At 73.8% G+C, this 22,565-nt stretch carries 14 protein-coding genes; 1 reads left to right on the plus strand and 13 read right to left on the minus strand.

Features of this window, described 5'->3' with window-relative positions; all coding sequences use genetic code 11:
- Window positions 1–42: 42 nt before the first annotated feature.
- The 5 genes from pntB to ACIBSW_RS10040 form a co-directional block, all read right to left on the minus strand.
- A complete protein-coding gene (gene pntB, locus ACIBSW_RS10020) occupies window positions 43–1,476 on the minus strand; it encodes a Re/Si-specific NAD(P)(+) transhydrogenase subunit beta (RefSeq protein ID WP_354726547.1) in 1,434 nt (477 codons plus the stop codon).
- Window positions 1,477–1,480: 4 nt separating this feature from the next.
- The gene (locus ACIBSW_RS10025; protein WP_354726549.1) at window positions 1,481–3,004 is read right to left on the minus strand and encodes a Re/Si-specific NAD(P)(+) transhydrogenase subunit alpha; all 1,524 of its coding nucleotides are present in this window, start codon (window positions 3,002–3,004) and stop codon (window positions 1,481–1,483) included.
- Between the two features lie 314 nt (window positions 3,005–3,318).
- On the minus strand, window positions 3,319–4,659 hold the full coding sequence (locus ACIBSW_RS10030) for an MFS transporter (RefSeq protein WP_354726551.1): 1,341 nt from the start codon (window positions 4,657–4,659) through the stop codon (window positions 3,319–3,321).
- Window positions 4,656–5,534, minus strand: a complete 879-nt coding sequence (locus tag ACIBSW_RS10035) for a VOC family protein (protein WP_354726553.1) — start codon at window positions 5,532–5,534, stop codon at window positions 4,656–4,658. Before ACIBSW_RS10035 ends, ACIBSW_RS10030 begins: the two co-directional genes overlap by 4 nt.
- 10 nt (window positions 5,535–5,544) lie before the next feature.
- The gene (locus ACIBSW_RS10040; RefSeq protein ID WP_354726555.1) at window positions 5,545–11,310 is read right to left on the minus strand and encodes an amino acid adenylation domain-containing protein; all 5,766 of its coding nucleotides are present in this window, start codon (window positions 11,308–11,310) and stop codon (window positions 5,545–5,547) included.
- A 110-nt stretch (window positions 11,311–11,420) separates the two neighbouring features.
- On the opposite strand from ACIBSW_RS10040, the gene ACIBSW_RS10045 reads away from it, so the two are divergent.
- Window positions 11,421–12,230 carry an alpha/beta fold hydrolase gene (locus tag ACIBSW_RS10045; protein ID WP_354726557.1) on the plus strand — a complete coding sequence of 270 codons (810 nt, stop codon included), beginning with the start codon at window positions 11,421–11,423 and terminating at the stop codon, window positions 12,228–12,230.
- 23 nt (window positions 12,231–12,253) lie between these two features.
- On the opposite strand, the gene ACIBSW_RS10050 is transcribed toward ACIBSW_RS10045, so the two are convergent.
- The 8 genes from ACIBSW_RS10050 to ACIBSW_RS10085 all read right to left on the minus strand — a co-directional run bounded on the left by ACIBSW_RS10050 (window position 12,254) and on the right by ACIBSW_RS10085 (window position 22,553).
- Window positions 12,254–13,225, minus strand: a complete 972-nt coding sequence (locus ACIBSW_RS10050; protein WP_354726559.1) for a helix-turn-helix transcriptional regulator — start codon at window positions 13,223–13,225, stop codon at window positions 12,254–12,256.
- 84 nt (window positions 13,226–13,309) lie between these two features.
- Complete coding sequence (locus ACIBSW_RS10055) at window positions 13,310–14,074, minus strand: alpha/beta fold hydrolase (RefSeq protein WP_354726561.1); 765 nt, start codon at window positions 14,072–14,074, stop codon at window positions 13,310–13,312.
- Window positions 14,071–14,754 carry a flavodoxin family protein gene (locus ACIBSW_RS10060; RefSeq protein ID WP_354726563.1) on the minus strand — a complete coding sequence of 228 codons (684 nt, stop codon included), beginning with the start codon at window positions 14,752–14,754 and terminating at the stop codon, window positions 14,071–14,073. The genes ACIBSW_RS10055 and ACIBSW_RS10060 overlap by 4 nt, the downstream gene beginning before the upstream one ends.
- A gap of 14 nt (window positions 14,755–14,768) precedes the next feature.
- The gene (gene glyA, locus ACIBSW_RS10065) at window positions 14,769–16,133 is read right to left on the minus strand and encodes a serine hydroxymethyltransferase (protein WP_354726565.1); all 1,365 of its coding nucleotides are present in this window, start codon (window positions 16,131–16,133) and stop codon (window positions 14,769–14,771) included.
- A complete protein-coding gene (locus ACIBSW_RS10070; protein WP_354726567.1) occupies window positions 16,130–20,035 on the minus strand; it encodes an amino acid adenylation domain-containing protein in 3,906 nt (1,301 codons plus the stop codon). Before ACIBSW_RS10070 ends, glyA begins: the two co-directional genes overlap by 4 nt.
- A gap of 66 nt (window positions 20,036–20,101) precedes the next feature.
- The gene (locus tag ACIBSW_RS10075; protein WP_354726569.1) at window positions 20,102–20,278 is read right to left on the minus strand and encodes an MbtH family protein; all 177 of its coding nucleotides are present in this window, start codon (window positions 20,276–20,278) and stop codon (window positions 20,102–20,104) included.
- Complete coding sequence (locus ACIBSW_RS10080; RefSeq protein ID WP_354726571.1) at window positions 20,275–21,639, minus strand: cytochrome P450; 1,365 nt, start codon at window positions 21,637–21,639, stop codon at window positions 20,275–20,277. The genes ACIBSW_RS10075 and ACIBSW_RS10080 overlap by 4 nt, the downstream gene beginning before the upstream one ends.
- Window positions 21,640–21,644: 5 nt before the next feature.
- Entirely contained in the window at window positions 21,645–22,553 is a 909-nt protein-coding gene (locus ACIBSW_RS10085) for an alpha/beta fold hydrolase (protein ID WP_354726572.1), read from the minus strand.
- Window positions 22,554–22,565: the final 12 nt, after the last annotated feature.

The raw sequence follows: 22,565 nt of genomic DNA on the forward strand, positions 1-22,565 counted from the left end.
TCGGAGAATCCCGACCGGCACGCGCACTCCGAGGATTCCGGGTCAGACCCGGGCGCCGGCGCTGACCTCGCGGAGGATGTTCTCCACCCGCTCCTTGGCGTCGCCGAAGAGCATCGAGCAGTTCTCGCGGAAGAACAGCGGGTTCTGCACGCCGGCGTAGCCGGAGGCCATCGAGCGCTTGAAGACGATGACGTTCTCGGCCTCCCACACGGTGAGGACCGGCATGCCGGCGATGGGGCTGCCGGGGTCGTCGGTCGCCGCGGGGTTGACCGTGTCGTTGGCGCCGATCACCAGCACCACCGACGTCTCCGCGAAGTCGTCGTTGACCTCGTCCATCTCCAGGACCACGTCGTACGGCACCCGGGCCTCGGCGAGCAGCACGTTCATGTGGCCGGGCAGCCGGCCCGCCACCGGGTGGATGCCGAAGCGGACGTTGACGCCTCGCTGGCGGAGCACGGCGGTGAGCTCGGCGACGCCGTGCTGCGCCTGTGCGACCGCCATGCCGTACCCGGGGGTGATGATCACCGAGTCGGCCGCGGTGAGCAGCTCGGCGACCCGCTCGGGGGTGATTTCGCGGTGGTCGCCGTAGTCCTTGTCGTCGGCGGGGCCGGCCTCGATGCCGAAGCCGCCGGCGATCACCGAGATGAAGGAGCGGTTCATCGCCTTGCACATGATGTACGACAGGTAGGCGCCGGACGAGCCGACGAGCGCGCCGGTGACGATGAGCAGGTCGTTCTCGAGCAGGAAGCCGGCGGCCGCCGCGGCCCAGCCGGAGTAGCTGTTGAGCATCGACACCACGACCGGCATGTCGCCGCCGCCGATGGAGGCGACCAGGTGCCAGCCGAGCAGCAGGGCGATCAGGGTGGCGGCGACCAGCAGCCACAGGTTGGGTGAGACCACGAACCAGGCGGTCAGCACGGCGAACGCGGCGAGCGCGCCGAGGTTGAGCAGGTTCTTGCCGGGCAGGGTCAGCGGGCTGGACCGGATCCGGGCGGAGAGCTTGAGGTAGGCGACGATCGAGCCGGTGAAGGTGACCGCGCCGATGAAGACGCCGATGACCACCTCGGCGCTGTGGATGCCCAGCATGTCCTGGCCGCGCAGCAGCTCGGCCTCCGCGCCGCCCGCGCCCTCGACGTGCAGGTAGCCGTTCCAGCCGACCAGGACCGCGGCGAGGCCGACGAAGCTGTGCAGCAGGGCGATCAGCTCCGGCATTCCGGTCATCTCGACGCGGCGGGCCCGGTACAGGCCGATCGCGGCGCCGATCAGGGTCGCCACGGCGAGCAGGATCAGGCCGGTCGCGCTCATCTCGCCGGCGACCGCCAGCGCGACGGTGGCGCCCAGCGCGACGGTCATGCCGGCGATGCCGAACGTGTTGCCGGCCTTGGCGGTCTCGTGCTTCGACAGTCCGGCCAGCGCCAGGATGAAGAGCAGCGCCGCGACGAGGTACGCGGCCTGCGCCGCGGATTCGATGGTCATCAGTTCAGCTCCTGGAGAACATGGCGAGCATGCGGCGGGTCACCGCGAAGCCACCGAAGACGTTGATGCCGGCCAGCAGGATCGCGACGAAGGACAGCCCGGTGACGAGGCCGTCGCCGTGCCCGATCTGGAGCAGCGCGCCGACGACGATGATCCCGGAGATCGCGTTGGTCACCGACATCAGCGGGGTGTGCAGGGCGTGGTGCACATGGCCGATGACGTAGTAGCCGATGACGATCGCCAGGGCGAAGACCGTGAGGTGCCCGCGCATGGCGGCCGGCGACAGCGCCGCGAGCAGGAACAGCCCGGCCGCGACGGCGCCGACCACCGCCATCCGGCGGCGCGGCGATGCCGGGGGCTTCGGGGCCGGCTTGGCCACCACGACGGCCGGCGCGACGGCGGGCGCCGCCGACACCGACACCGGGGGCGGCGGCCAGGTCAGCTCGCCGTCGCGGACCACGGTGATCGAGCGCTGGACGACGTCGTCGAAGTCGAGGACGAGCTCGCCGTCCGAGCTCGGCGTCATCAGCTTCATCAGGTTCACCAGGTTGGTGCCGTACAGCTGGGAGGCCTGCGCGGGCAGGCGCCCGGGCAGGTCGGTGTATCCGATGATGGTCACGCCGTTCGCGGTGGTCACCACCTCGCCGGCGACGGCGCCCTCGACGTTTCCGCCGTTCGCGGCCGCCATGTCGACGATCACGCTGCCCGGCTTCATGGTGGCCACCATCGCCGCGGTGATCAGGGTCGGTGCCGGCCGGCCGGGGATGAGCGCGGTGGTGATGATGATGTCGACGTCGGTGGCCTGCTGGGCGTAGAGCCGGGCGGCGCGCTCGTTGTAGTCGTCGGACATCTGCTTGGCGTAGCCGGTCGAGGAGACCTCGACGTCGGCGGACTCGATCGACAGGTACTCACCGCCGAGGGACCTGACCTGGTCGGCGACCTCGGGGCGCGGGTCGGTCGCCCGCACGATCGCGCCGAGGCTGCCGGCGGCGCCGATCGCCGCGAGGCCCGCGACGCCCGCGCCGGCGACCAGCACCTTGGCCGGCGGCACCTTGCCCGCCGCGGTCACCTGGCCGGTGAAGAAGCGGCCGAACGCGTGTGCCGCCTCGACGACCGCGCGGTAGCCGGCGATGTTGGCCATCGAGGAGAGCACGTCCAGCGACTGCGCCCGGGAGATCCGCGGCACGGCGTCCATCGACAGCGCGGTGATCGGCCGGCGGGCGAGGTCCTCGACCAGGTCCGGGTCGAGCCGCGGGTTCAGCATGCCGATCAGCGTGACGCCGGCGGGCAGCCGGTCGCGCAGCTCCGGCGGCGGCGGGTTGATCGCGAAGAGGATGTCGGCGGTCAGCGGGTCGCCGATCGTCGCGCCGGAGTCGGCGTACGCCTCGTCGGAGAACGACGACCCGGCGCCGGCGCCGGATTCCACCACGACGCCGTAGCCGAGCTTGACCAACGCCGCCACGTTGGCGGGTGTCGCCGCCACCCGGCGTTCACCCGGTTGCGGGTCGCGCGCCACGCCGATGATCATGTATTGACTCCCCGGTTGAAGTTGACCATGACAACGGGAAACGCGGCCCGGTAGTTCAATGCGCCCCGAAATTTGTTACTCGCGAGTACGGTGAGGTTAGGGCGTTCGGCGTCCCGACGCCAGTGCCCGGAGCACCGAATGTCACGGGCGTGTCGCGCTCAGGCGCAAAGCCGTCCCGTGAACCTGCTGGCAGGCCGAGTGCCGCCGAGCCGGGCACGCGGCGGGATCGCGGTGGTTCACCGCGGCGAGGTACGGCTCGCGAAAGGGCCGCCGGGACCATTCCGGTCCGCGGCGGCCCCTTCGGGTCGGTGCGATCAGCGATGGCCGACGGCGACCAGCGGTTCGCCCCGCGGGGCCGGGTCGGCGACCGGGTCGGCGGATTCATCGGACATTCTGCGCACCGCGATCCAGCCCGCCACCCACGCCAGCGCGGCCGCGACGACGAGCAGCCCCAGGTACCAGCCGAAGCGGCCGTGCCCGGCGAGGTAGGTGGCGATGAACGGGGTCAGGCCGCCGGCCAGCGAGTTGGCGATCCCGTGCGGCAGGCCGAGGCCGCTGGCGCGCAGCTCGACCGGGAAGAGCGCGGCCATCAGCTTGGGCATGACCGAGGTCAGGCACGCCATCAGCACCAGGCCGGTGCCCATGCTCAGCACCAGGCTCCCGAGGCTGGGCTTCATCGCGGCCAGCGCGATCGGGCCGGCCACCGCGAAGCCGAGCAGGCTCACGGTGAGCATCGGCAGCACGCCGACCCGGTCGGCGAGCAGCCCGAACGGGATCTGGACCAGCATCGCCAGGCCGATCGACGCGCTGACCGCCGCGTAGACGACCGCCGGGTCGGCGTGCAGCCCGGTCTGCGCCAGCGCCGGCGCCACCGTCGTCCAGGTGGTGGTGTTGATCGTCAGGCCGGCCACGAACAGCGCGGCGACCACGACCGCCCGCGGGTGCTCGCGCAGCAGGCGGCGCAGGCCGCCGCGGGGCCGGGTGCGACGGGCCCGGGCGAACGGCTCGCTCTCGGCGAGCTGCCGGCGCAGCAGCAGCAGGACACCGGACAGGGCCGCGCCGACCAGGAACGGGACCCGCCACGCCCACTGCGCCATGGCGCCCGCGCCGAAGAACGCGCCGAGGCCGAGCCCCAGCATGGCGGCCGCCAGCCCGCCGGCGGCCGAGCTGACCGCGAAGTAGCTGCCATACAGGCAGCGCCTGCTCCGCGGCGCCAGCTCCATCAGGTACGACACGGCGGCCGGCCACTCGCCGCCGGCGGACAGGCCCTGCGCGGCGCGGGCCAGGAACAGCAGGACCGGCGCCGCGACGCCGATGCTCGCGTACGCCGGGAGCAGCCCGATGACCAGGCTGCCGCCGCCCATCAGCGAGATGGACAGCAGCAGCGCCACCCGCCGGCCCCGGCGGTCGGCGAGCCGGCCGGCCAGGATGCCGCCGAGCGGCCGGAAGAACATGCCGGCGGCGTACGCCGAGAAGACCCCGAGCACCGCGGTGAGCGCGCTGCCGCCGGGGAAGAAGTGCTGCGCCAGGATCGGCGCGTACAGCCCGAAGATGAGCCAGTCGAAGTACTCGATGAAGTTGCCGGCCACGGTGGTGGCGACGGTCCGGAACCGGGACCTCGGCGTGCTGGCGGTCGGCGCGGTGTAAGTGGTCACGATCGGGCACCTCCTGCTGCGTGTGCTGTCGGACGGGCCGCGTCGACCAGGCGCAGCCGGGCACCGGCCGTGCGGGCCGGGTCGAGAACGAGGTCGTCGCCGTCCGGCGGGGGCCCGCAGGCGGCCAGCGCGGGCCGCCAGCGCTCGGGCTCCTCGACGGCGAGGTCCACCTGGAACAGCCCCGGTCCGTACCGTCCCAGGTGGACGTCGACCGGGTCGCCGCACCGGCCGGGCGTAACCAGGCGCAGGCGGCGGCCGTCGGGCAGCGTCCAGGCGGCGCTGCGGTCGCCGGTCAGCGGCGGCGTGTCGAGCAGGGCGGCGTACTCGGCGGTGCGGGCCGGCAGGTCCGGCACCGCGATCTCGACGCCGGCCAGGCCCAGGATGCCGTTGCGGGTCAGCTCGTCCGGGTCCGGCTCCTCCTCCGGCCACGGATCCAGGTACTCGATCATGGACGGCAGCCGGCCGGTGCGGAACTCCTCGCCGTGCGCGCCGATCCGCCAGCGCCGGCGGCGCCCGTCCGGGCGCACCGACTCGCCGGCGACCGGCGCCGCGAGCTCGATGCCCCGCTCGCGCAGGGCGCGGCAGGTGCCGTCGAGATCGGTGACGGCGAGCACCGGCGCCGCCCAGCCGCCGCCGGCCTCGATCACGTCGGACAGCCGCCGCCCGGCCGGGCGGGACCGGGCCGTCTCCCGGTCGAAGACCGTGATCAGCTCCAGGTAGGTGTCCGCGAACCGCAGCACGGCGTTGGCCGTGCCCCAGCCGGGGTGGCGGCTGCCGGGCCGGACCGGGCGGCCGAGGCGGGCCTGCAGTGCGGCGCGGGCGGCGTCGAGGTCGCCGGTGGCGAGCATGACGTGATCGATTCCGATGATCGGCATGGTGTGCTCCTCACTCGGTCAGTGCGTCGATGTCGCCGTCGTCGAGCCCGGCGAGGTAGTCGGCGACAGCGTCGACCGTCGCGGCGCGGTCGGGGTCGGCGACCAGCGCCTCGGCGACCTCGGCGACGGTCGGTCCGGTGAAGACCGCCTTGAGCGGCAGGTCGACGCCGAACATCTCCCGCACCCGGGACACCAGCTGGGTCGCGATGACCGAGTTGCCGCCCAGCTCGAAGAAGTTGTCGCGCCCGCCGACCCGGTCGAGCCCGATCAGCTCGGCCCACATCGCGGCGATCAGTTCCTGCACCGGACCGTCCGGCGCGACGTAGTCGCGGCTGTCGTCGCGCCCACCGGCCAGCGCGGCGAGCGCGAGCCGGTCCACCTTGCCGTTGCCGGTCAGCGGCAGCGCGTCGAGCACGCCGATCGAGCCCGGCATCATGTAACGCGGCAGCCGATCGGCCAGGAACGCGGTCAGCTCGTCCGGGGAGGGATCGGCGCCGGTCACGTAGGCGATCAACCGGCGCGCCTGATCGGTGGCCACCGCGACGGCCCGGTCCACCGACGGGTGCTCGGCCAGGACCGCCTCGATCTCACCGAGCTCGATGCGATGCCCCTGGATCTTCACCTGGAAGTCGGTGCGCCCCAGGATCTCGATCGTGCCGTCGGGCAGGTAGCGCCCCAGGTCGCCGGAGGCGTACATCCGCACACCGGTGGCCGGGTTGCGGACGAACTGGGCGGCGGTGCGCTCCTCGTCGCGCCAGTAGCCGCGGGCCAGCCCGACCGGGCTCTCGATGTAGATCTCACCGGGCACCCACACCGGCCGGTGCTCACGCCGGGCGTCGAGGATGTGGTAACGCTGGTTGGTCATCGGCCGCCCGTACGGGATGCTCTGCCAGGCCGGGTCCACGTCGCCGATCGGATAGACCACCGACCAGACGCAGCTCTCCGTCGGGCCGCCGGAGCCGATCACCGCGACGTCGGGTGCCAGCGCCCGGAGCCGGTCCGGCAGGGTCACCGGGATCCAGTCACCGGCCAGCACGACCGCGCGCAGCGACGCGAGGGGCTCGCCGTGCGCGACGAGCATCTCCAGCAGCGCCGGCACCGAGTTCCAGAACGTGACCTTCTCGGCGCGGACCAGCTCGGCCCACCGCCCGGGCTCCGGGTTGGCCGTGCTCGGCGGTATCACCACCGTTCCCCCGGCGGCGATCATGCCGAACGTGTCGTACACGGATAGGTCGAAGTGCAGGCCGGAGACGGCCAGGCAGGAATCGCCCGGGCCGATGCTCAGCCGCCGGTTCATGTCCAGGATGGTGTTCGCCGCGCCCCGGTGATCGACCATCACGCCCTTCGGGCGGCCGGTCGAGCCGGAGGTGTAGATGACGTACGCCAGGTCGCTGACCTCCTGCGCCGGCTCCAGCGGCGCCGGGTCGACGTCGTCGAAGTCGCCGTCGACCAGCAGCCGCCGCACGGTGTCCGGCCACTCCAGCCCGGCATCCAGCGCCGCGCTGGTCAGTGCGGTGTCGACCTGGCCGTGTTCGAGCAGGTAGCGCAGGCGTTCGGGCGGCACGTCGGCGGCGATGGGCAGGTAGGCGGCGCCGGAGGCGAGGATGCCGTGCGCGGCGACGAGCTGTTCCCAGCCCTTCTCCAGCACGATCGCCACCAACGTGTCCGGGCGCGCGCCCTCGGCGCGCAGCCGCCGGCCGACCTGGTTCACCCGCCGGTCCAGCTCCCGGTAGGTCAGGCGGACGTCACCGCTGACCACCGCGACCGCGTCGGGCCGCGCCGCGGCGTGCTCGGCGACCGGCGTGTGCAGCAACAGCTCCGGCAGCCGCGCGTCGGTGCGGTTGACCTCCTCGCGGACCCGCAGCTGCGCCCGCGGCACCAGCGGGAAGCGCTCGCTGCGCCAGCTCGCCGCGTCCGTCACCAGGCCGTCGAGCAGCCCGCGGTACGCGTCGAACATGTCCGCGAGCATCCCGGCCGGAAACACCTCGTCGATGCTGTCCCAGCTGAAGTGCAGCGCGCCGTCCACCTCGGAGACCTGGAAGTCCAGCGTCACCTGCGGCGTCTGGGTGCTGGTGTGGATCGCCTCGCCGAGCGCGGTGGTGAAGCGCCGCGGCGGCTGCCCCAGCAGGCTGGTGACGACCACCGGGAACGCGGCGCCGCCGTGGCCCCCGCCGCGGCGGGCCAGCTCGCGCATCACCCGCACGCCGCCGAAGTGGCGGTGCTCCAGGTCCTCGAAGAGCCGCTCCTGAATGGCGCGGGCGCGCTCGGCGAACGTGCCGTCGACCTTCTCGACCGCCAGCAGCGAGGTGGTGGTGAAGTCACCGATCAGCGCGTCCACGTCCTCGTGCAGCGGCAGCCGGTTGAACAGCGGGAAGTTCACCGTGAACCGGTCGTTGCCGCTCCACGCGCGCAGCACCTCGGCGAACGCGGCGACCACCACGCCGGACGGCGTGGCACCGGCGGCCTGCGCCCGCTCCTTGAGCCGGCTCCAGGCGGCCGGCTCCAGCCGGTGCTCCCGGCGGGTGAACCGGACGTCGCCGAGCTCGCCGGTGGCTCGGGGCAACTCCGGCGCGTTCGGCAGCCCTTCGTCGAGCCGGCCCATCCAGTACCGGCGCGACCGCCGGTACTCCTCGGACTGTTCCAGGGCCACGTCGGCGGCCAGCACGTAGTCGCGGAAGGAGAGCCCGAGGGGCGCCGGCTCGGCCTGCGGGTCCTCGTAGAACGTGATCAGGTCCGGCACCAGGATCTGGAAGTAGCTCCAGGCGTCGATGATCAGCAGATCCAGGCTCAGGTGGATCCTCGTCCGGCCGCCGGGCAGCAGGGTCAGCCGCACGTCCCACAGCGGCCAGGTGTCGGCCGGCGTCACGTGATGCGACAGGTGGTCACGGACCTTCGCTGCCTCGTCCTCTGCCGCGTCATGCTCGCGCAGATCGAGCAGCGGGATCTCGTATTCGGGCAGGTCGCTCAGGATCCGCTGGGTCCCGTCCGCGTTGATCACCGCGCGCAGCATGTCGTGCCTGTCCAGCACCCGCGACCAGGCGGCGCGGAACCGGTCCACGTCGAGGCCGGAGCTCTCCCACTCCCAATAGCCGTGGCAGCCGACGCTGCCCAGCTCGACCGCGTCGCTACGGCCGATCCAGTACGCCTGCTGGGTGTCGGTGAGCGGGAACGGCTCGAAGCGCGCCTCGGGGTGGTGCTCGATCGGCGGCAGCGCACCGAAGGGTTCGCCGTCGTCCGTGCGCGCCGCCTCCACCAGGGCCGCGACGCCGCCGATCGAGGTGACCTGTGCGTCGTCGAGCTCCAGCTCGTACCGGCTGGCGACCAGGGCGCGCAGCGCGTCCCGCACGGCCGAGCCGGTCAGGTCGTCGTCTACGCCGATCTCGTCCACCCCGAGCACCTCGGCGCACAGGTCGGCGAGCTCCCGCTCGACCGGGTTGCGGGGCGCCACGTGCGGCACGCCGGTCACCGGCGCCGGCGGCTCCGGCAGGGCCCGGCGGTCCAGCTTGCCGTTGGGCAGCCAGGGCAGGCCGGGCAGCCGGACCACGGCGCTGGGCAGCAGGTGTGACGGCAGCTGGTTGGCCAGGCTCTGCCGCAGGGTCCGGCTGGAGAAGGCGGCCTCGTCGGCCGGCACCACGTACGCGACGAGGCGGACCGCGCCGTCGTCGTCGGTGTGCGCCAGCACGGCGGTCTCCCGGACCGCGGCGTCGGCGACCACGGCCGCCTCGACGTCGCGGAGCGCGACCTGGTGTCCGCGGATCCGCACCACGCTGTCCGCCCGGCCGACGACCTCGATCGTGCCGTCGGCGCGGTAGCGGGCGAGGTCGCCGCTGCGGTACAGCACCGGCTCGGGCTCCTCCGGCAGCGGGTTCGGCACGAAGGCCTCGGCGGCCAGCTCCGGGCGGTCCAGGTAGCCGGCGGCCAGCCCGGCGCCGGCCACGTACAGCTCGCCGGGCACCCCGATCGGCACCGGGTTGCGGTGCTGGTCCAGCAGGTACACCCGCAGGTTGGCGATCGGCCGGCCGACCGTCGGCACGCGCACGGCCCGCTCGTCCTCGGGCACCGACCGCGACGTGCAGCGCACGCCGCCGACCAGGTCGTAGCTGCTGGTCACGGCGCCGACCTCGGTGGCGCCGTAGCAGGCGACCACCTCGAACGGCAGCGACGGCGCGGGCCAGTGCCGCATCGGCTCGCCGACCGCGACCAGGATCCGTAGCGCCGAGCGCTCCGGCCAGAACATCCCGGCCAGGCGCTCCGCGACGTGGTTGAGCACCAGCGCGTGGGTGACGCCCCGGGCCACCAGCCAGTCGCGGAGCCGGTTCGCCGTCGCGGCGGTACGCCCGTCGGCGATGTTGATCTCGGCGCCGCAGGCGAGGAACGGCATCCACTCGAGCATGCCGATGCCGTAGCCGGGCGCGGAGATCCAGCTGGCCCGGTCGTCGGCGCTCACCCCGTACGCCCGGGCGGTCCAGTCGGCCAGGTTGTCCAGGGTGCAGTGGCGCTGCAGCACCGGCTTGGGCTCGTGCGTCGAGCCCGAGGTGTACGCGATCTGGCTGACGTCGCCGGCCCGCGGCGCGGAGACCTCCGGCGCGGTCGCCGGCCGGGCGTCGACGGCCGCGGCGTCACGGTCCAGGCAGACCGCCCGCTCGGCGAGAGCGTCCGGCAGGTCGGCGAGCCGCGCGGCGGTGGTCACCACGGCGTCCGGGCCGGTCTCGGCCGCCATCATCGCGGTACGGGCCGCCGGCTGCGCGGGATCGAACAGCACGACGGCGGCGCCGGCCCGGTGTACGGCGAGGGTGGCCACCACCGCGGCGGCGCTGCGGTCGAGGTAGAGGGCGACCCGCCCGGCGTCCGGCAGCCCGCGGTCGCGGAGCTGGTGCGCGAGCCGGTTGGCGGCGGCGTCGAGCTGGGCGAAGGTGAGCCGGCTGCCGCGGTCGCGGACGGCCGGCGCGGACGGCCGGCGCCGGGCCAGGTCGGCGATGCGCGCCGCCCACGGCCGCTCGTCGGCGAAGGACACCGCGGTGTCGTTGAAGTCGACGAGCAGCCGGCGCCGCTCGTCGTCGCCGAGCAGCCGGGCCCGGGTCACCGGCCGGTCCGGGTGCGCGACCAGGTCGCCCAGCAGGGTCGCGAGGTGCCGGGCGAGACGGGCAGCGGTGCGGTTGACGAACAGCCCGGCGTCGTAATAAAGGCGCGCGCCCTCGGCGTCCACCGCCAGGGTGAGGTCCGCGCCGGACCAGGCGGCCGCGACGCCGGGATCGTCGTCGCGGACGAATCCGATCGCGAACGGGGCCACCGTGCCGGGCAGTTCGTCCGGCCGGGTCAGCTCGCCCGCCTCGGACAGCGGCAACGGGGGCAGCCGGTTCGCCGCCGCCTCGGCGGCCTCGACCCGGTTCAGCAGGTCCCGGAAGGTGACGCCGGACGGTGCGACGATGCGGCGGGCCGACGCGAGCTGTGCGTCGCCGGCGGGCACGCCGATCACCAGCTCGGTGTCGCCGGTGTAGCGGACCAGCAGCGCGGTGAACGCGGCCAGCCAGCCGGTCGACTCGTCGGTGTCCAGGTCGGCGAGCGCCGCCCGCACGCCCGGCGGCACCGGCACCGGCACCCGGGCGGCGCACTGCTCGCGCTCGACCGGGCGGAGGCGGTCGAGCGGCAGCTCGACCGTGACCGGCGCACCGGCGAGATAGCTGAGCCACGCCTGGCGGACCCGGTCCGTGCTCTCGGGTCCACCGGCGCCGGATCCACTGGGTATCGCATTGCCGATGGGCAGCGAAGACGTCACGGTAGCTCCTCTCTCCACGCCGCAGCGCTCAGATCCGGCCACGCTAGGAACCGGCGGTTCGACGCCGGTTACGTAACCGGCCGCGGACCCCGGCGGCGCAGCATCCCGGAATGGTTTGTCAGCCGCACCACCTCGACCTGCCCGGCGCGGGCGTGCGCCTGCACGCCGCCCGCTGGCCGGGCCCGCCCGGTCCGCCGCCGCTGCTGGTCCTGCACGGCATCTGGGAGTCCTGGCGCACGTTCGCCGCCAGCGCCGAGCGGCTCTCGGCCGGCCGCACCGTCTACTGCCTGGACCTGCGCGGGCACGGCGACAGCGAGCGCCCGCACGGCGGGTACCGGTTCGCCGACTACGCGGCCGACGTCCGGGCCGTGCTGCCCCGGCTGGGCACCGTCGTCGACGTGCTGGGCCACTCGCTCGGCGCGGCCGTCGCCCTGCACGCGGCCGCCGCCCGGCCCGGCCCGGCCCGGATCCGGCGGCTGGTGGCGGCCGAACCGCCGGTGCTGCTGAGCGGCGACTGGCCGGCCGTACGCGCGGACATGGCCCGGTTCCGGGAGCTGCGCCGGCGCCCGGTCGACGAGATCCTGCGCGAGCTGGCGGCTACGCCGGCCCGCACGAAGGCGTGGCGGCGGATGATCGCGCGGGCGCTGGCCGAGACCGACGACGGCGTGTTCCGGGCCATGATCGAGGGCGAGCAGGGCGAGGTGGACTGGGGTGCGCTGCTGTCCCGGGTCGGCGCGGACACCCTGGCGATCGGCGCCGACCCGGCGGTGCCCGGCGCGCTGCTGACCGGCGCGCGGATGCGGACCCTGACCGCGGGCCTGCCCTCGGCGGCGGTGGCGGTGCTGCCGGCCGCCGGGCACCACGTGGAGATCGACAGCCCCGCCGCCTTCCACGCCCTCGTCGAGGAGTTCCTGGCCTGAGCCGCGGCCGTCAGCTCATCCGTTCACCCGCGTCGCAACGTGTGGGAGGGGGTGGTGCCGTAGACGGCGCGGTAGTCGGCGGTGAAGCGGCTGTGGCTGGGAAAGCCCCAGCGTCCGGCGACGGCGGTCACGGTGTCGGTGACCGGGTCGGCGGCCAGCAGGTCCTGATGCGCGTGGGACAGGCGGACCCGGCGCAGGTAGGCCATGGGGGTGATGTCGAGGTGGCGGCGGAAGGCGAGCTGGAGGGTGCGGATCGTGACGTCGGCGGCGACGGCGATGTCGGCGGGCCCGATGTCGCGGTGCGCGTTGTCCTCGATGAACGCGACGGCACGGCGCAGCGAGCGGGGGTGCGCGTCGCGGCGGTCCTCGATGGTGGGGTCGCGCAGGGCGTTGTTGGGGAACGTGGCCAGCGCGATCGCGGCGAGGAACCGGGCGGCACCGCCGAGCAGCAGGGGCGAGGTCGCCACCGGCTCGGGAACGAACGTGTCGCGGACGTATGCGCAGGTGTCGCGCCAGGCCGCGGCGCCGGATCCGGTGACCGGATAACGTGCGGTGAAGCGGACGGGCTCCGCGACCCTGGGCGCGGTCGAGGCGACCTGGGCGAGCAGCGCACCGTCGAGAGCCACGTAATGGCCGTCCATGCCCTCGCTACCGACCTGGATCGGCTGGTCGGGGTACGCGCACAGGAAGGTCTCGCCGGCGCTGAAGGTGATGGTGTCGCCGCCGACCTGGTAGGTGACGGCGCCGTCGATCATGTGTCCGAAGTAGTAGCAACCCATGGAATCGCCGGTGACCTCGGCGTTCATCCCCCAGGTGACGTGGTGCAACTGGAACGAACCCAGGTCGTCCTGCCGGACCCGCAGCGACGACCGGGCATCGGCGGGCGCCAGGCGCCGGACGCCGTAGATCAGGGAGAGCATGCGGTGCGCGGTCTCGAGATCGTCGGTGTCCAGCAGGGTGGTCATCGTCGGCCTCGTAGCGTCCTGATAGGCCATGGCACGCCCTCCTGGTAACCGCGCGGTCAGGCAGCCTCCCAACATACGTCGTGGCGCCGCGCCGGGTGGCTGGACGCGCGCGGTTCAGCGGTCCCGGACCAGGTCCTCGGGCAGGGCGTCGAAGACCGAGCCGTCGGCGTGCAGGAAGAAATGGCCGCCCGGGAAGGTGTGGTGCCGGACCGGGCCGGTCGTGTAGCCGGCCCACTTCTCGACCAGGTCGGGGGTGGCGCCGCGGTCCTGGCGGCCGGACCAGGTGGTCAGCGGGAGGTCCAGTGCCGGGCCGGGCCGGTACGTGTAGGTCTCGGCCATGGTGAAGTCGGCCCGCAGCATCGGCAGGCACAGCTCGCGCAGTTCGGGATCGTCCAGCGCGGCCGCCGGGGTCGCCCCGAACCGCTGCACCGCGGCGACGAACTCGTCGTCGGGCAGGCCCGACAGGCCGCGCCCGGCGGGCGTCACGTGCGGCGCGGCCCGGCCGGACAGCACCAGCGTGGACGGCTGGGTGTCGCCGTTGTCGCGCAGCGCGCGGGCCAGCTCGAAGGCGAGCAGCGCGCCCAGGCTGTGCCCGAAGAACGCGACCGGGACTCCCGAGCCGGCGATCGGGCCCGCCAGCGCGTCCCGCAGCCGCTCGACCAGGTCGTCGAGGCTGGTGTACGCCGGCTCGAAGAGGCGCTGCTCGCGCCCGGGTAGGCACACCGGCCACACCTCGACGTTCGCGGGCAGCCGCGTCGACCAGGGCTGGAAGGCGGTCGCGCCGCCGCCGGCGTACGGGAAGCAGAACAGGCGGACCGTCGCGGCCGGCCGCCGGCCGGCGCAGGATATCCACGCCGACTCGACGGCGGTCCGGGTCACGACTGCCCCGCGGTCTCGTAGCGGCGGGCGAACCAGCGGTCGTCGCGCTCGTTGTCCTGGTCGGCCGCCAGCACGTCGCGGCCGGTGAGCTCGCGGTGCTCGGCGAGGACCCGGGCCATGGCGGCCATCCGGACCAGCATCCGGTCCATCATCTCCACGCCCTCCTCGTCGCGGACGGCCTCGCCGCGGTGGTTGCCGTACAGGATGGCCGGGAAGCCGGCGCCGACCATGACCATGCGGTTGAGCAGCACGTTGTCGACGAGCTGGTGGTAGACCTCGGTGTGGCTGTAGCGGCGGCCGACGACGATGACCCCGCCGACCTTGTTGGTCAGCGGCCGCTGGAAGCGCAGGTAGCCGACGCCGGCCCGTTCGATGAACGCCTGCATGGTGGTGCAGAGCCCGAAGCCGTGCACCGGCGCGGCCAGGATGACCCCGTCGGCGAGGCTCATCCGGTCGACGAGCGCCGGCAGGTCGTCGCCGGCCAGCACGCAGGGCTCGGTGCGGGCGTTGCAGTCGCCGCACGGCCCGCAGCCGGTCAGCCGGTACTCCGCCAGGTTGATCACGTCCAGGTCGACGCCGCGCGCGTCCAGCACGTCGGCGGCGTGCGCCAGCAGCTCGCTGGTGTTGCCGTCGGCCCGCTCCGAGCCGTTGACGGCGACGAACCTCATCCTGCCGTTCATCTGCTTCTCCAGTCTCAGGCGGTGACCGCGACGCGGTCCATGGGGTAGCCCGGCAGCGGGTGCTCCCGGCACAGCCGCGCCACCCGCTCGCGGGCCAGGTCACGCACGGCGCCGGGCAGGCGGTACTCCCGGTCGCCGAGCGGCTGCACGGAGGCCAGGACCAGGTCGACGAGCTCGGCGCACTCGGCCGCGGCCTCGTCGCCCATGCCGCGCCGGGCGATGCTGTTGGTGCCGATCCGCAGGCCCGCGGTGACCAGGGCCGGGGTGGTGTCGCGCGGCACCCGGTTCTTGTTCACCACGATGTGGCACTCCTCGAGCGCCTGCTCCGCCACCAGCCCGGTCATGCCCCAGCGGGACAGGTCGACCAGGACGATGTGGTTGTCGGTGCCGCCGGAGACCACGTCGTGGCCGAGCTCGGCCAGGGTGTCCGCCATGGACCGGGCGGTCGCCACGATCCGGCCGACGGTGTCGTCGAACTCCGGCCCCGCGGCGATGTCCAGCGCCCGGGCCTTGGCCGCGATCGCGTTGAGCACGGGCGCGCCCTGGAAGTACGGGAAGATGGTGCGCTGCACGAACTGGGCGAGCGTGCCCTTGCCGCGCGGCGCCGGCGAGTCCGCGTCCCGGCCGGACAGGATCAGGCCGCCACGCGGGCCGTACAGCTGCTTGTGGGTGCAGGTGGTGGTGAGGTGTGCGTGGTCGATCGGGCTGGGGTGCCGGCCGGTGATGACCAGGCCGGCGGTGTGCGAGATGTCCGCCAGCAGGTACGCGCCGACCGAGTCGGCGATGCGCCGGAACCGGGCGAAGTCGATGAGCCGCGGGTACGCGGTCGCGCCGCAGACGATCATCTTGGGCCGGTGCTCGCGGGCCAGGGCGGCCACCTCGTCGTAGTCGATGAGGCCGGCGTCGTCCAGGCCGTACCCGATCGCGGTGAAGTAGCGGCCGGCGTACGCGGCGGGGCTGCCGTGCGTCAGGTGGCCGCCGGACTCCAGCTCCATGCCGAGCAGGGTGTCGCCGGGCTCCAGCAGGCTGGAGAGCACCGCGTAGTTGGCGGTGGTCGCCGAGTGCGGCTGCACGTTGGCGTACCGGGCACCGAACGCCGCCTTGGCCCGGTCGATGGCGAGCTGCTCGATGCCGTCGATGACCTCGCAGCCGGCGTGGTACCGCCGGCCCGGGTAGCCCTCGGCGGTCACGTTGACCGCGGCGGACGCCTGGCTGACCAGCACCGACGGGTCGACCGGGCTGCACGAGGCGACCAGGGACAGGGTCGCGGCCTGGCGTTCCTGCTCGTGTACGAGCACCCGGTGCAGCCGCGGGTCGGCGCTGGCGAGCTCGTTGGCGCCGGTGGTGAGCAGTTCGCCCATCGGATCGGTGATGCTCATGCTGTCGCCTCCTCGGCGGGATGGTCTCGATCGATTCGCGCGGCCACGACGTCCGCCCGGTCCCGGACGAAGTAATGTCCGCCGCCCGGCACCACGGCCAGGTCGAGGTCGCCGACGAGGCGCCCCCAGTCGGCGTAGCGCTGCGCGAAGTGCTCGGTCGCCGGGTCGGCGTCGCCGAAGAATCCGACGGTGCGCGCCCGCACGGACGTCGGCGGGCCGGCGTCCGCGCGGCGCAGGAAGGTCATCGCGCCGACGTGGTCGTGCCGGCCGACGGTCATCATGTGCTCGACCGTCGACCAGCCCAGCGCGCCGTCGAAGCCGCCGATGGTGGTGAGGTAGCCGGCCCACTCCTCGTCGGAGGTGACGCGCTCGGCGGCGAGTGCGCCGTCGGGGTCGTCGGACGGCAGCGCCGCGGCCAGGTAGAGGCCCCGCACGTCGGCGCCGCGCTCCTCGAGGAGCCGGGCCAGGGCCGCCGCCATGTAGGTGCCGGCGCAGTGGCCGTACACGATGACCGGGCCGTCGACCCGGCGCACCACCTCGTCGGCGGCGTCGTCGACGATGCGGTCGAAGGGCTGGAAGTCGGCCGGGTCGCCGCCGGGGTCGTAGCCCGGCTGGTTGAGCGCGAGCAGCCGGAACCGCTCCGGCAGCGCCTCGGCCAGCGGCCGGTACGCGATCGCGTTGCCGCCGCCGTACGGCAGGCAGACGACGGTGGCCGCCGCCGCCCGGCCGGCCGGGGTCAGCTCGTGCAGCAGCTCGCGCTCCCCCGTGCCGGCGGCGCGGAGCCGCTCCGCCAGCCCTCGGATGGTCGGGTACTTGAACAGCTCCACCACCGGCACCGGGTTGTCGAGGGCGACCATGGCGCGTACCGCCGCGAACGAGTCGCCGCCGAGCTGGAAGAAGCTGTCGTCGATGGACACCTCGGGCAGGGACAGCACCTCGCTCCAGGCCGCCGCGATCCGCCGTTCCAGGTCGTCGCGGGGCGCCTCGCCGCCGCCGGCCCGCTCGAGGTCGCGGGCGGCGAGCGCCTTGCGGTCCACCTTGCCGTTGGGGGTGGTGGGGAACTCCTCGACGGTCTCGATGACCGCCGGGACCATGTGCCGGGGCAGCCGCTCGCCGAGCCAGTCGCGCAGGGCCGCGCCGTCGGCCGGTTCGCCCGTGGTGCGGACGTAGCCGGCCAGGGTGGCGTGGCCCGGCTCGCCGTGCGCCACGACGACGGCGTCGGCGACGCCCGGATGCCCGCGCAGCACGGCCTCGATCTCGCCGGCCTCGATCCGCATGCCGTGGATCTTCACCTGGAAGTCCAGCCGGCCGAGCAGCTCGATCACCCCGTCGCGGCGGTAGCGGGCCAGGTCACCGGTGCGGTACAGCCGCTCGGTCCGGCCGCCGGGCAGGGTCCGCTCGACGAACTTCTCGGCGGTCAGCTCCGGGCGGCCGAGGTAGCCGCGGGCCAGCCCGGCGCCGGCCAGGTTCAGCTCGCCCGGCACGCCGGCCGGCTGCGGGTTGTCGAAGCGGTCCAAGATGTAGGCGCGCTGGTTGGCCATCGGCCGCCCGTACGGGATGCTGGCCCAGCCCTCGTCGACCTCGGTCACCTCGAAGATGATCGAGTCCATGGACGCCTCGGTGGCGCCGCCGAGGGCGACGAACCGGACGTCCGGCGCGACGGCGCGCAGCCGGTCGGGCTGTGCGACCGGGATCCAGTCGCCGCCGAGCAGGGCCAGCCGCAGGCTCGGCAGCTCGATCCGGTGCCGCTCGGCGTGCTCGAGCAGCAGGTCGAGCAGGGCCGGCGCGGAGTGCCAGACGCTCACGCCGTGCGCGCGGATCAGCCGGGTCCAGGCGCCGGGGTCACGCAGCTCGTCCTGGGTCGGCAGTACCACGGTGCCGCCGCAGCCGACGGTGCCGAGCAGGTCGTAGACCGACATGTCGAAACTCGGCGAGGAGACCGCGAGCAGCGCGTCGCCGGTGCCGAGCGCGAACCGGGTGTTGAAGTCGGTGAAGTTGTTGACCGCGCCGGCGTGCCGCAGGCCGATGCCCTTGGGCGTGCCGGTCGATCCGGAGGTGTAGATGACGTAGGCCAGGTCGTCGGGGCCGACGTCGACGCCGGGGCGTTGGTCGGAGCGGTCCGGGTCCGGCTCGGTGACGTCGACGGTCCACGTGTCGCCGACCCGGCCGGCGAGGGTCGGCTCGGTGAGCACGCCCCACAGGCCGGCGTCGCGGCACATGAACTCGAGCCGTTCCGCCGGGTAGTCCGGGTCGAGCGGCACGAACGCCCCGCCGGCCTTGAGCACCGCCAGGACCGCGACCGGCTGGTCGATGCCGCGGTGCAGGCAGACGCCGACCAGGTCGCCGACGGCGACGCCGGCGTCGCGGAGCCGGTGCGCCAGCCGGTTCGCCCGCCGGTCCAGCTCGCCGTAGCTGAGGGTGGTGTCGCCGCTGACCAGGGCGGCGCGGTCGGGTCCGGCGTCCACCTGGTCCTCGAAGAGCCGGTGCAGGCAAACCTCGGCGCCGGTGTCTGCGCCGGTGTCGTTCCAGGTCCACACCGCGTCGGTCAGCTCGGCGTCGGTGAGCATGGTCAGCTCGCTCACCGGCCGGTCCGGCGCGGCGAGCGCCTCCTGCCAGAGCCGCACCAGGTGGGCGAGCATCCGCTCGACGGTGCCGGGGTCGAACAGCTCGGTGCTGAAGACGCTGTCCACCTCCGGCTCCGCCGCGCCCGGGCGCAGCACGAAGCCGAGCTCGAAGCGGGCGGTGGAGAAGTCCGGCGGGATCGCCTCCGCGGTCAGGCCGGCGAACTCGGGCAGGACGACGGCGGCCTCGTCGATGTTCACGTACACCCGGAAGAACGGGGTGCGGCCCGGCGTCCGGGCCGGCGCGAGCTCCTGCACCAGCGCGTCGAACGGCAGGTCGGCGTTGGCCAGGTCGGCGCGGTTCGCGGCAACGGTCCGGCGCAGCAGCTCGCGGAAGGACGGCTCGCCGGACACGTCGGTGCGCAGCACGACGGTGTTGGGGAAGAAGCCGATCAGGTCGGCCAGGCCTTCGGTGTCGCGGGCCGACCAGACGGTGCCGAGCGGCACGTCGTCCTGGCCGCTGTAGCGCTGCATCAGCAGGGCGGTGCCGGCCACGACGGCGTCGAACAGGGTGCCGCCGCAGGAACCCGCGAGCTCACCGAGCCGGCGGATCAGATCCGGTTCGACCGGCGAGCGGACGAAGCCGCCCTCGCCGGTCGGCATCCGGCCGGCCGGGCGGTCCGTCGGCAGGTCCAGCTCCGGCAGGTCGCGCAGCCGCTCACGCCAGTACGACAGCCGCCGGCCGGTCAGCTCGCCGGTCATCGCGGCCCGCTCCCGTACGGCGTGATCGGCGTACTGGAACGCGAGCGGGGGCAGGCCGTCCGTGGTGCCGGACAGGTGCGCGCGGTAGCCCGCGGCGAGGTCGCGGTAGAGCACCGGCGTCGAGCCGGCGTCGATGGCGATGTGGTGCACGCTCAGCAGCAGGACGTGCCGGTCGGCGGCCAGCCGGAGCAGCGCGGCGCGCACTACCGGGCCGGTGCCGAGGTCGAACGGGCGCGTCTCGGCGTCGTCGAACGCGGCGTCGAGGGCGTCGTCCTGGTCGTTCTCGTCCATCGTGGACAGGTCGGTCTCGGCGAGCTCGACCGGGGCCGGCGGCTCGATCACCTGCACCGGCTCGCCGTCCTGCGCCACGTACCGGGTGCGCAGGATCTCGTGCCGCTCGACGAGGCCGGACAGCGCCCCGCGCAGCGCGGCGACGTCGAGGTCGCCGACGAAGCGCAGCGGCAGCAGGACGTTGTACGCGCTGCGCTCGTCCTCGAGCTGGCTCAACAGCCAGAGCCGCCCCTGCGCGGCCGAGGCCGGTGCCCGGCGGGTGCTGGTCTGCTCATACGCCTCGGTCATGTCGGTCTCGACCTCCACTCGCGTCGTGATCTGCGGCGACGTTAGGCGCCGGTGGTTCAGGGGCGGTTACGTCCGATCGCGCCAGTGCTGTTCGACGTAGGCGAGGCAGGACTCGCGGTTGTCCTCGCCGTGCACGACCCGCCAGCCCGAGGGCACCCGCAGCCCGGCGGGCCAGAGCGAGTGCCGCCCGTCGTCGTTGACCAGAACGGTGAAGGCCGCGTCCGGCCGGTCGAAGACGCTCATGACGACTCCATTCGCCAGGCGACCCGGACCCGGGCGCCCCGGCTCGGCACCATGATGATGTTGCGCATGACCCCGCGCTCGTCCCGCGCGCCGACCGGCCGCAGGTCGACGGCGCGAAGCACGGTGCGCAGGATGACGTCCATCTCGGTGAGCGCGAACATCGCGCCCAGGCAGCGGTGCGCGCCGCCGCCGAACGGCAGGTAGGCCCGTGTCGGCGGGTCCGGCTCCAGCCAGCGCTCCGGCCGGAACCGCTCGGCGTCGGCACCCCAGGTCCCGTGGTGGGTGTGTATCGCCGCCAGCGACGGCCACACGAACGTCCCGGCCGGCAGCCGGTACCCGCCGGCCTCGACCGGCTCGGCGATCCGCCGGCCGACGTTGTAGCTGACCTGCCGCAGCCGCAGCGTCTCCTTGATCACCGCGGCCCGGAACTCGTCGTCGTCGCGGTCCAGCCCGGCCCGGACCCGGGCGAGGGCGGCGGGGTGGCGCAGCAGCCGCTCGAACATCCAGGCGGTGGCCACGGCCGTCGTCTCGTGGCCGCCGGTGAGCAGGGTGACCACCTCGGAGCGCACCAGGTCGTCGTCCGGCTCGCCGTCCAGCAGCATGGACAGCACGTCCGGGCGCGTGCGCCGGTCCGGGTCCCGGCGGCGCCGGGCGATCTCGGCGAACAGCAGGTCGTCGGCGCGGTCGAGGTCGCGCACGGCCCGGCGCCAGGGCCCGATCCGGGTGAGCCACGGCCACTTCCACATGAACAGGTCGAGCGTGCCGATGTCGACGACCCGGCGCAGGGCGGCGACCAGCCGGTCCGCGCGGTCGCGCTCCTCGACGCCGAGGACGACCCGGATGATCACCTTGAGGGTGAGGTCGCGCATCCGGTCGACCAGCGGGAAGTCCCGGTCGACCGGCCAGCTCGCGACCTCCTCCTCGGCGAGGCCCCGCATCAGCGAGACCACGCCGGCGAGGCGCTCGCCGTGCAGGGCCGGCATCATCCGCCGGCGCTCGGCGGTGTGCTCGGCGCCGTCGAGGCCGAGCACGCTGCGCCGGCCGAGCAGCGGCTCGAAGAGCGCGTTGCCCTCGCCGACCGGGCAGGTGGCCGGGCCGCCCATGGTGACCGCGCGCACGTCGCTCGGCGCGGTCAGGACCACGATCCGGCCGACCGGCGCGGCGTGCACGCTGAACGTGTCGCCGTGGCGGCGCCGCAGCGCCGGGAAGTAGGTGTTGCGGGTGGCCCAGACCCGCAGGGACTGCCACGCGCGGGGTGCGCGCGGCCCGGGCGGCAGCGCCTCGCCGGGCCGCGGCTCGGCGTGCCGGATGTCGGGCCGCCAGGTGTGCAGGCGGTCGCGGGCCGAGGTACGGGCGCTCATGGCGCTCACTTCCAGCCCGGGAAGTACGGGTCGACCCGGAAGCGGGGCACCGGCTTGGCGTTCGCCGGGTCCAGGGCGTTGAGGGCGTGCAGCCAGGCGCGCTCGTTGTAGATGATGCCGGCGTGCTCGCAGAGGTCCTCCGGGCAGCCGTCCTGCAGCAGGATGTTGGTGACGTTCGGACCGTCCAGGAAGGCCTTGGTGTACGGCGTGACGATCTGATCGTGCTCGGTCATGATCACCGTGTACTGCGGTCCCGGCCGGGTGTCGCCCTGCCCGTAGATCTTCTCGATCATCTCGGAGTCGACGGCGCCCTGGTCGGCCAGCGGGAAGAGCTTGCGGGCCAGCAGGTGGTAGGAGCGCGGGAAGGCGTTGCGCTGCACGTACGTCATGGTGCTCACCGAGACGCCGTGGTTGGACGGCGCGATCGAGACCGCCTTGTCGATGTGGTGGTATCCCTCCAGGACGTTGAGGTAGTACTGCATCAGCAGTCCCCCGCCGCCGGAGTGGCCGACCAGGTCGATCTTGTCGACGCCGGTCACCTTCTTGATCCGCTCGACCTCGGCCTGCAGCTGCCGGGCGCTGCCGGCGAGGTCGGCGTTGCCCTGGAACGGCACCTCGAAGCGCCCCGCCCACTTCGGCTTGCCCCAGTTCATGGTGAACACGCAGAACCCGTGGTTGCGCAGGAACGGCGCGCCGGCCTGGAAGTTGAACGACTGGTTGGACATGAACGCGTGCAGCAGCAGCACCGGGCGCGGGTGCTCCTTGGTCGGGAAGTTGGTGGGATCGTTGGCGCCCGGCGGCGGCTTGCTCGGCGTACGCCAGGCACGCACCCCGGTGCGCATGTCCCACACGACGGGCAGCTGCCCGGTCGCCTGCTCGCGGTTTTCGGCTTGCCTGGTCACGGTGCTGGTCATCGGTGGCCTCCT

Origin of the sequence: Actinoplanes sp. NPDC049668 (assembly GCF_044465445.1) — a bacterium.
Taxonomy (GTDB): domain Bacteria; phylum Actinomycetota; class Actinomycetes; order Mycobacteriales; family Micromonosporaceae; genus Actinoplanes.

Coding starts and splice junctions, on each gene's coding strand:
- pntB (WP_354726547.1), bottom strand. CDS start 1,476: ATGACCATCGAATCCGCGGCGCAGGCCGCGTACCTCGTCGCGGCGCTG.
- ACIBSW_RS10025 (WP_354726549.1), bottom strand. CDS start 3,004: ATGATCATCGGCGTGGCGCGCGACCCGCAACCGGGTGAACGCCGGGTG.
- ACIBSW_RS10035 (WP_354726553.1), bottom strand. CDS start 5,534: ATGCCGATCATCGGAATCGATCACGTCATGCTCGCCACCGGCGACCTC.
- ACIBSW_RS10045 (WP_354726557.1), top strand. CDS start 11,421: ATGGTTTGTCAGCCGCACCACCTCGACCTGCCCGGCGCGGGCGTGCGC.
- ACIBSW_RS10050 (WP_354726559.1), bottom strand. CDS start 13,225: ATGGCCTATCAGGACGCTACGAGGCCGACGATGACCACCCTGCTGGAC.
- ACIBSW_RS10060 (WP_354726563.1), bottom strand. CDS start 14,754: ATGAACGGCAGGATGAGGTTCGTCGCCGTCAACGGCTCGGAGCGGGCC.
- glyA (WP_354726565.1), bottom strand. CDS start 16,133: ATGAGCATCACCGATCCGATGGGCGAACTGCTCACCACCGGCGCCAAC.
- ACIBSW_RS10070 (WP_354726567.1), bottom strand. CDS start 20,035: ATGACCGAGGCGTATGAGCAGACCAGCACCCGCCGGGCACCGGCCTCG.
- ACIBSW_RS10075 (WP_354726569.1), bottom strand. CDS start 20,278: ATGAGCGTCTTCGACCGGCCGGACGCGGCCTTCACCGTTCTGGTCAAC.
- ACIBSW_RS10080 (WP_354726571.1), bottom strand. CDS start 21,639: ATGAGCGCCCGTACCTCGGCCCGCGACCGCCTGCACACCTGGCGGCCC.
- ACIBSW_RS10085 (WP_354726572.1), bottom strand. CDS start 22,553: ATGACCAGCACCGTGACCAGGCAAGCCGAAAACCGCGAGCAGGCGACC.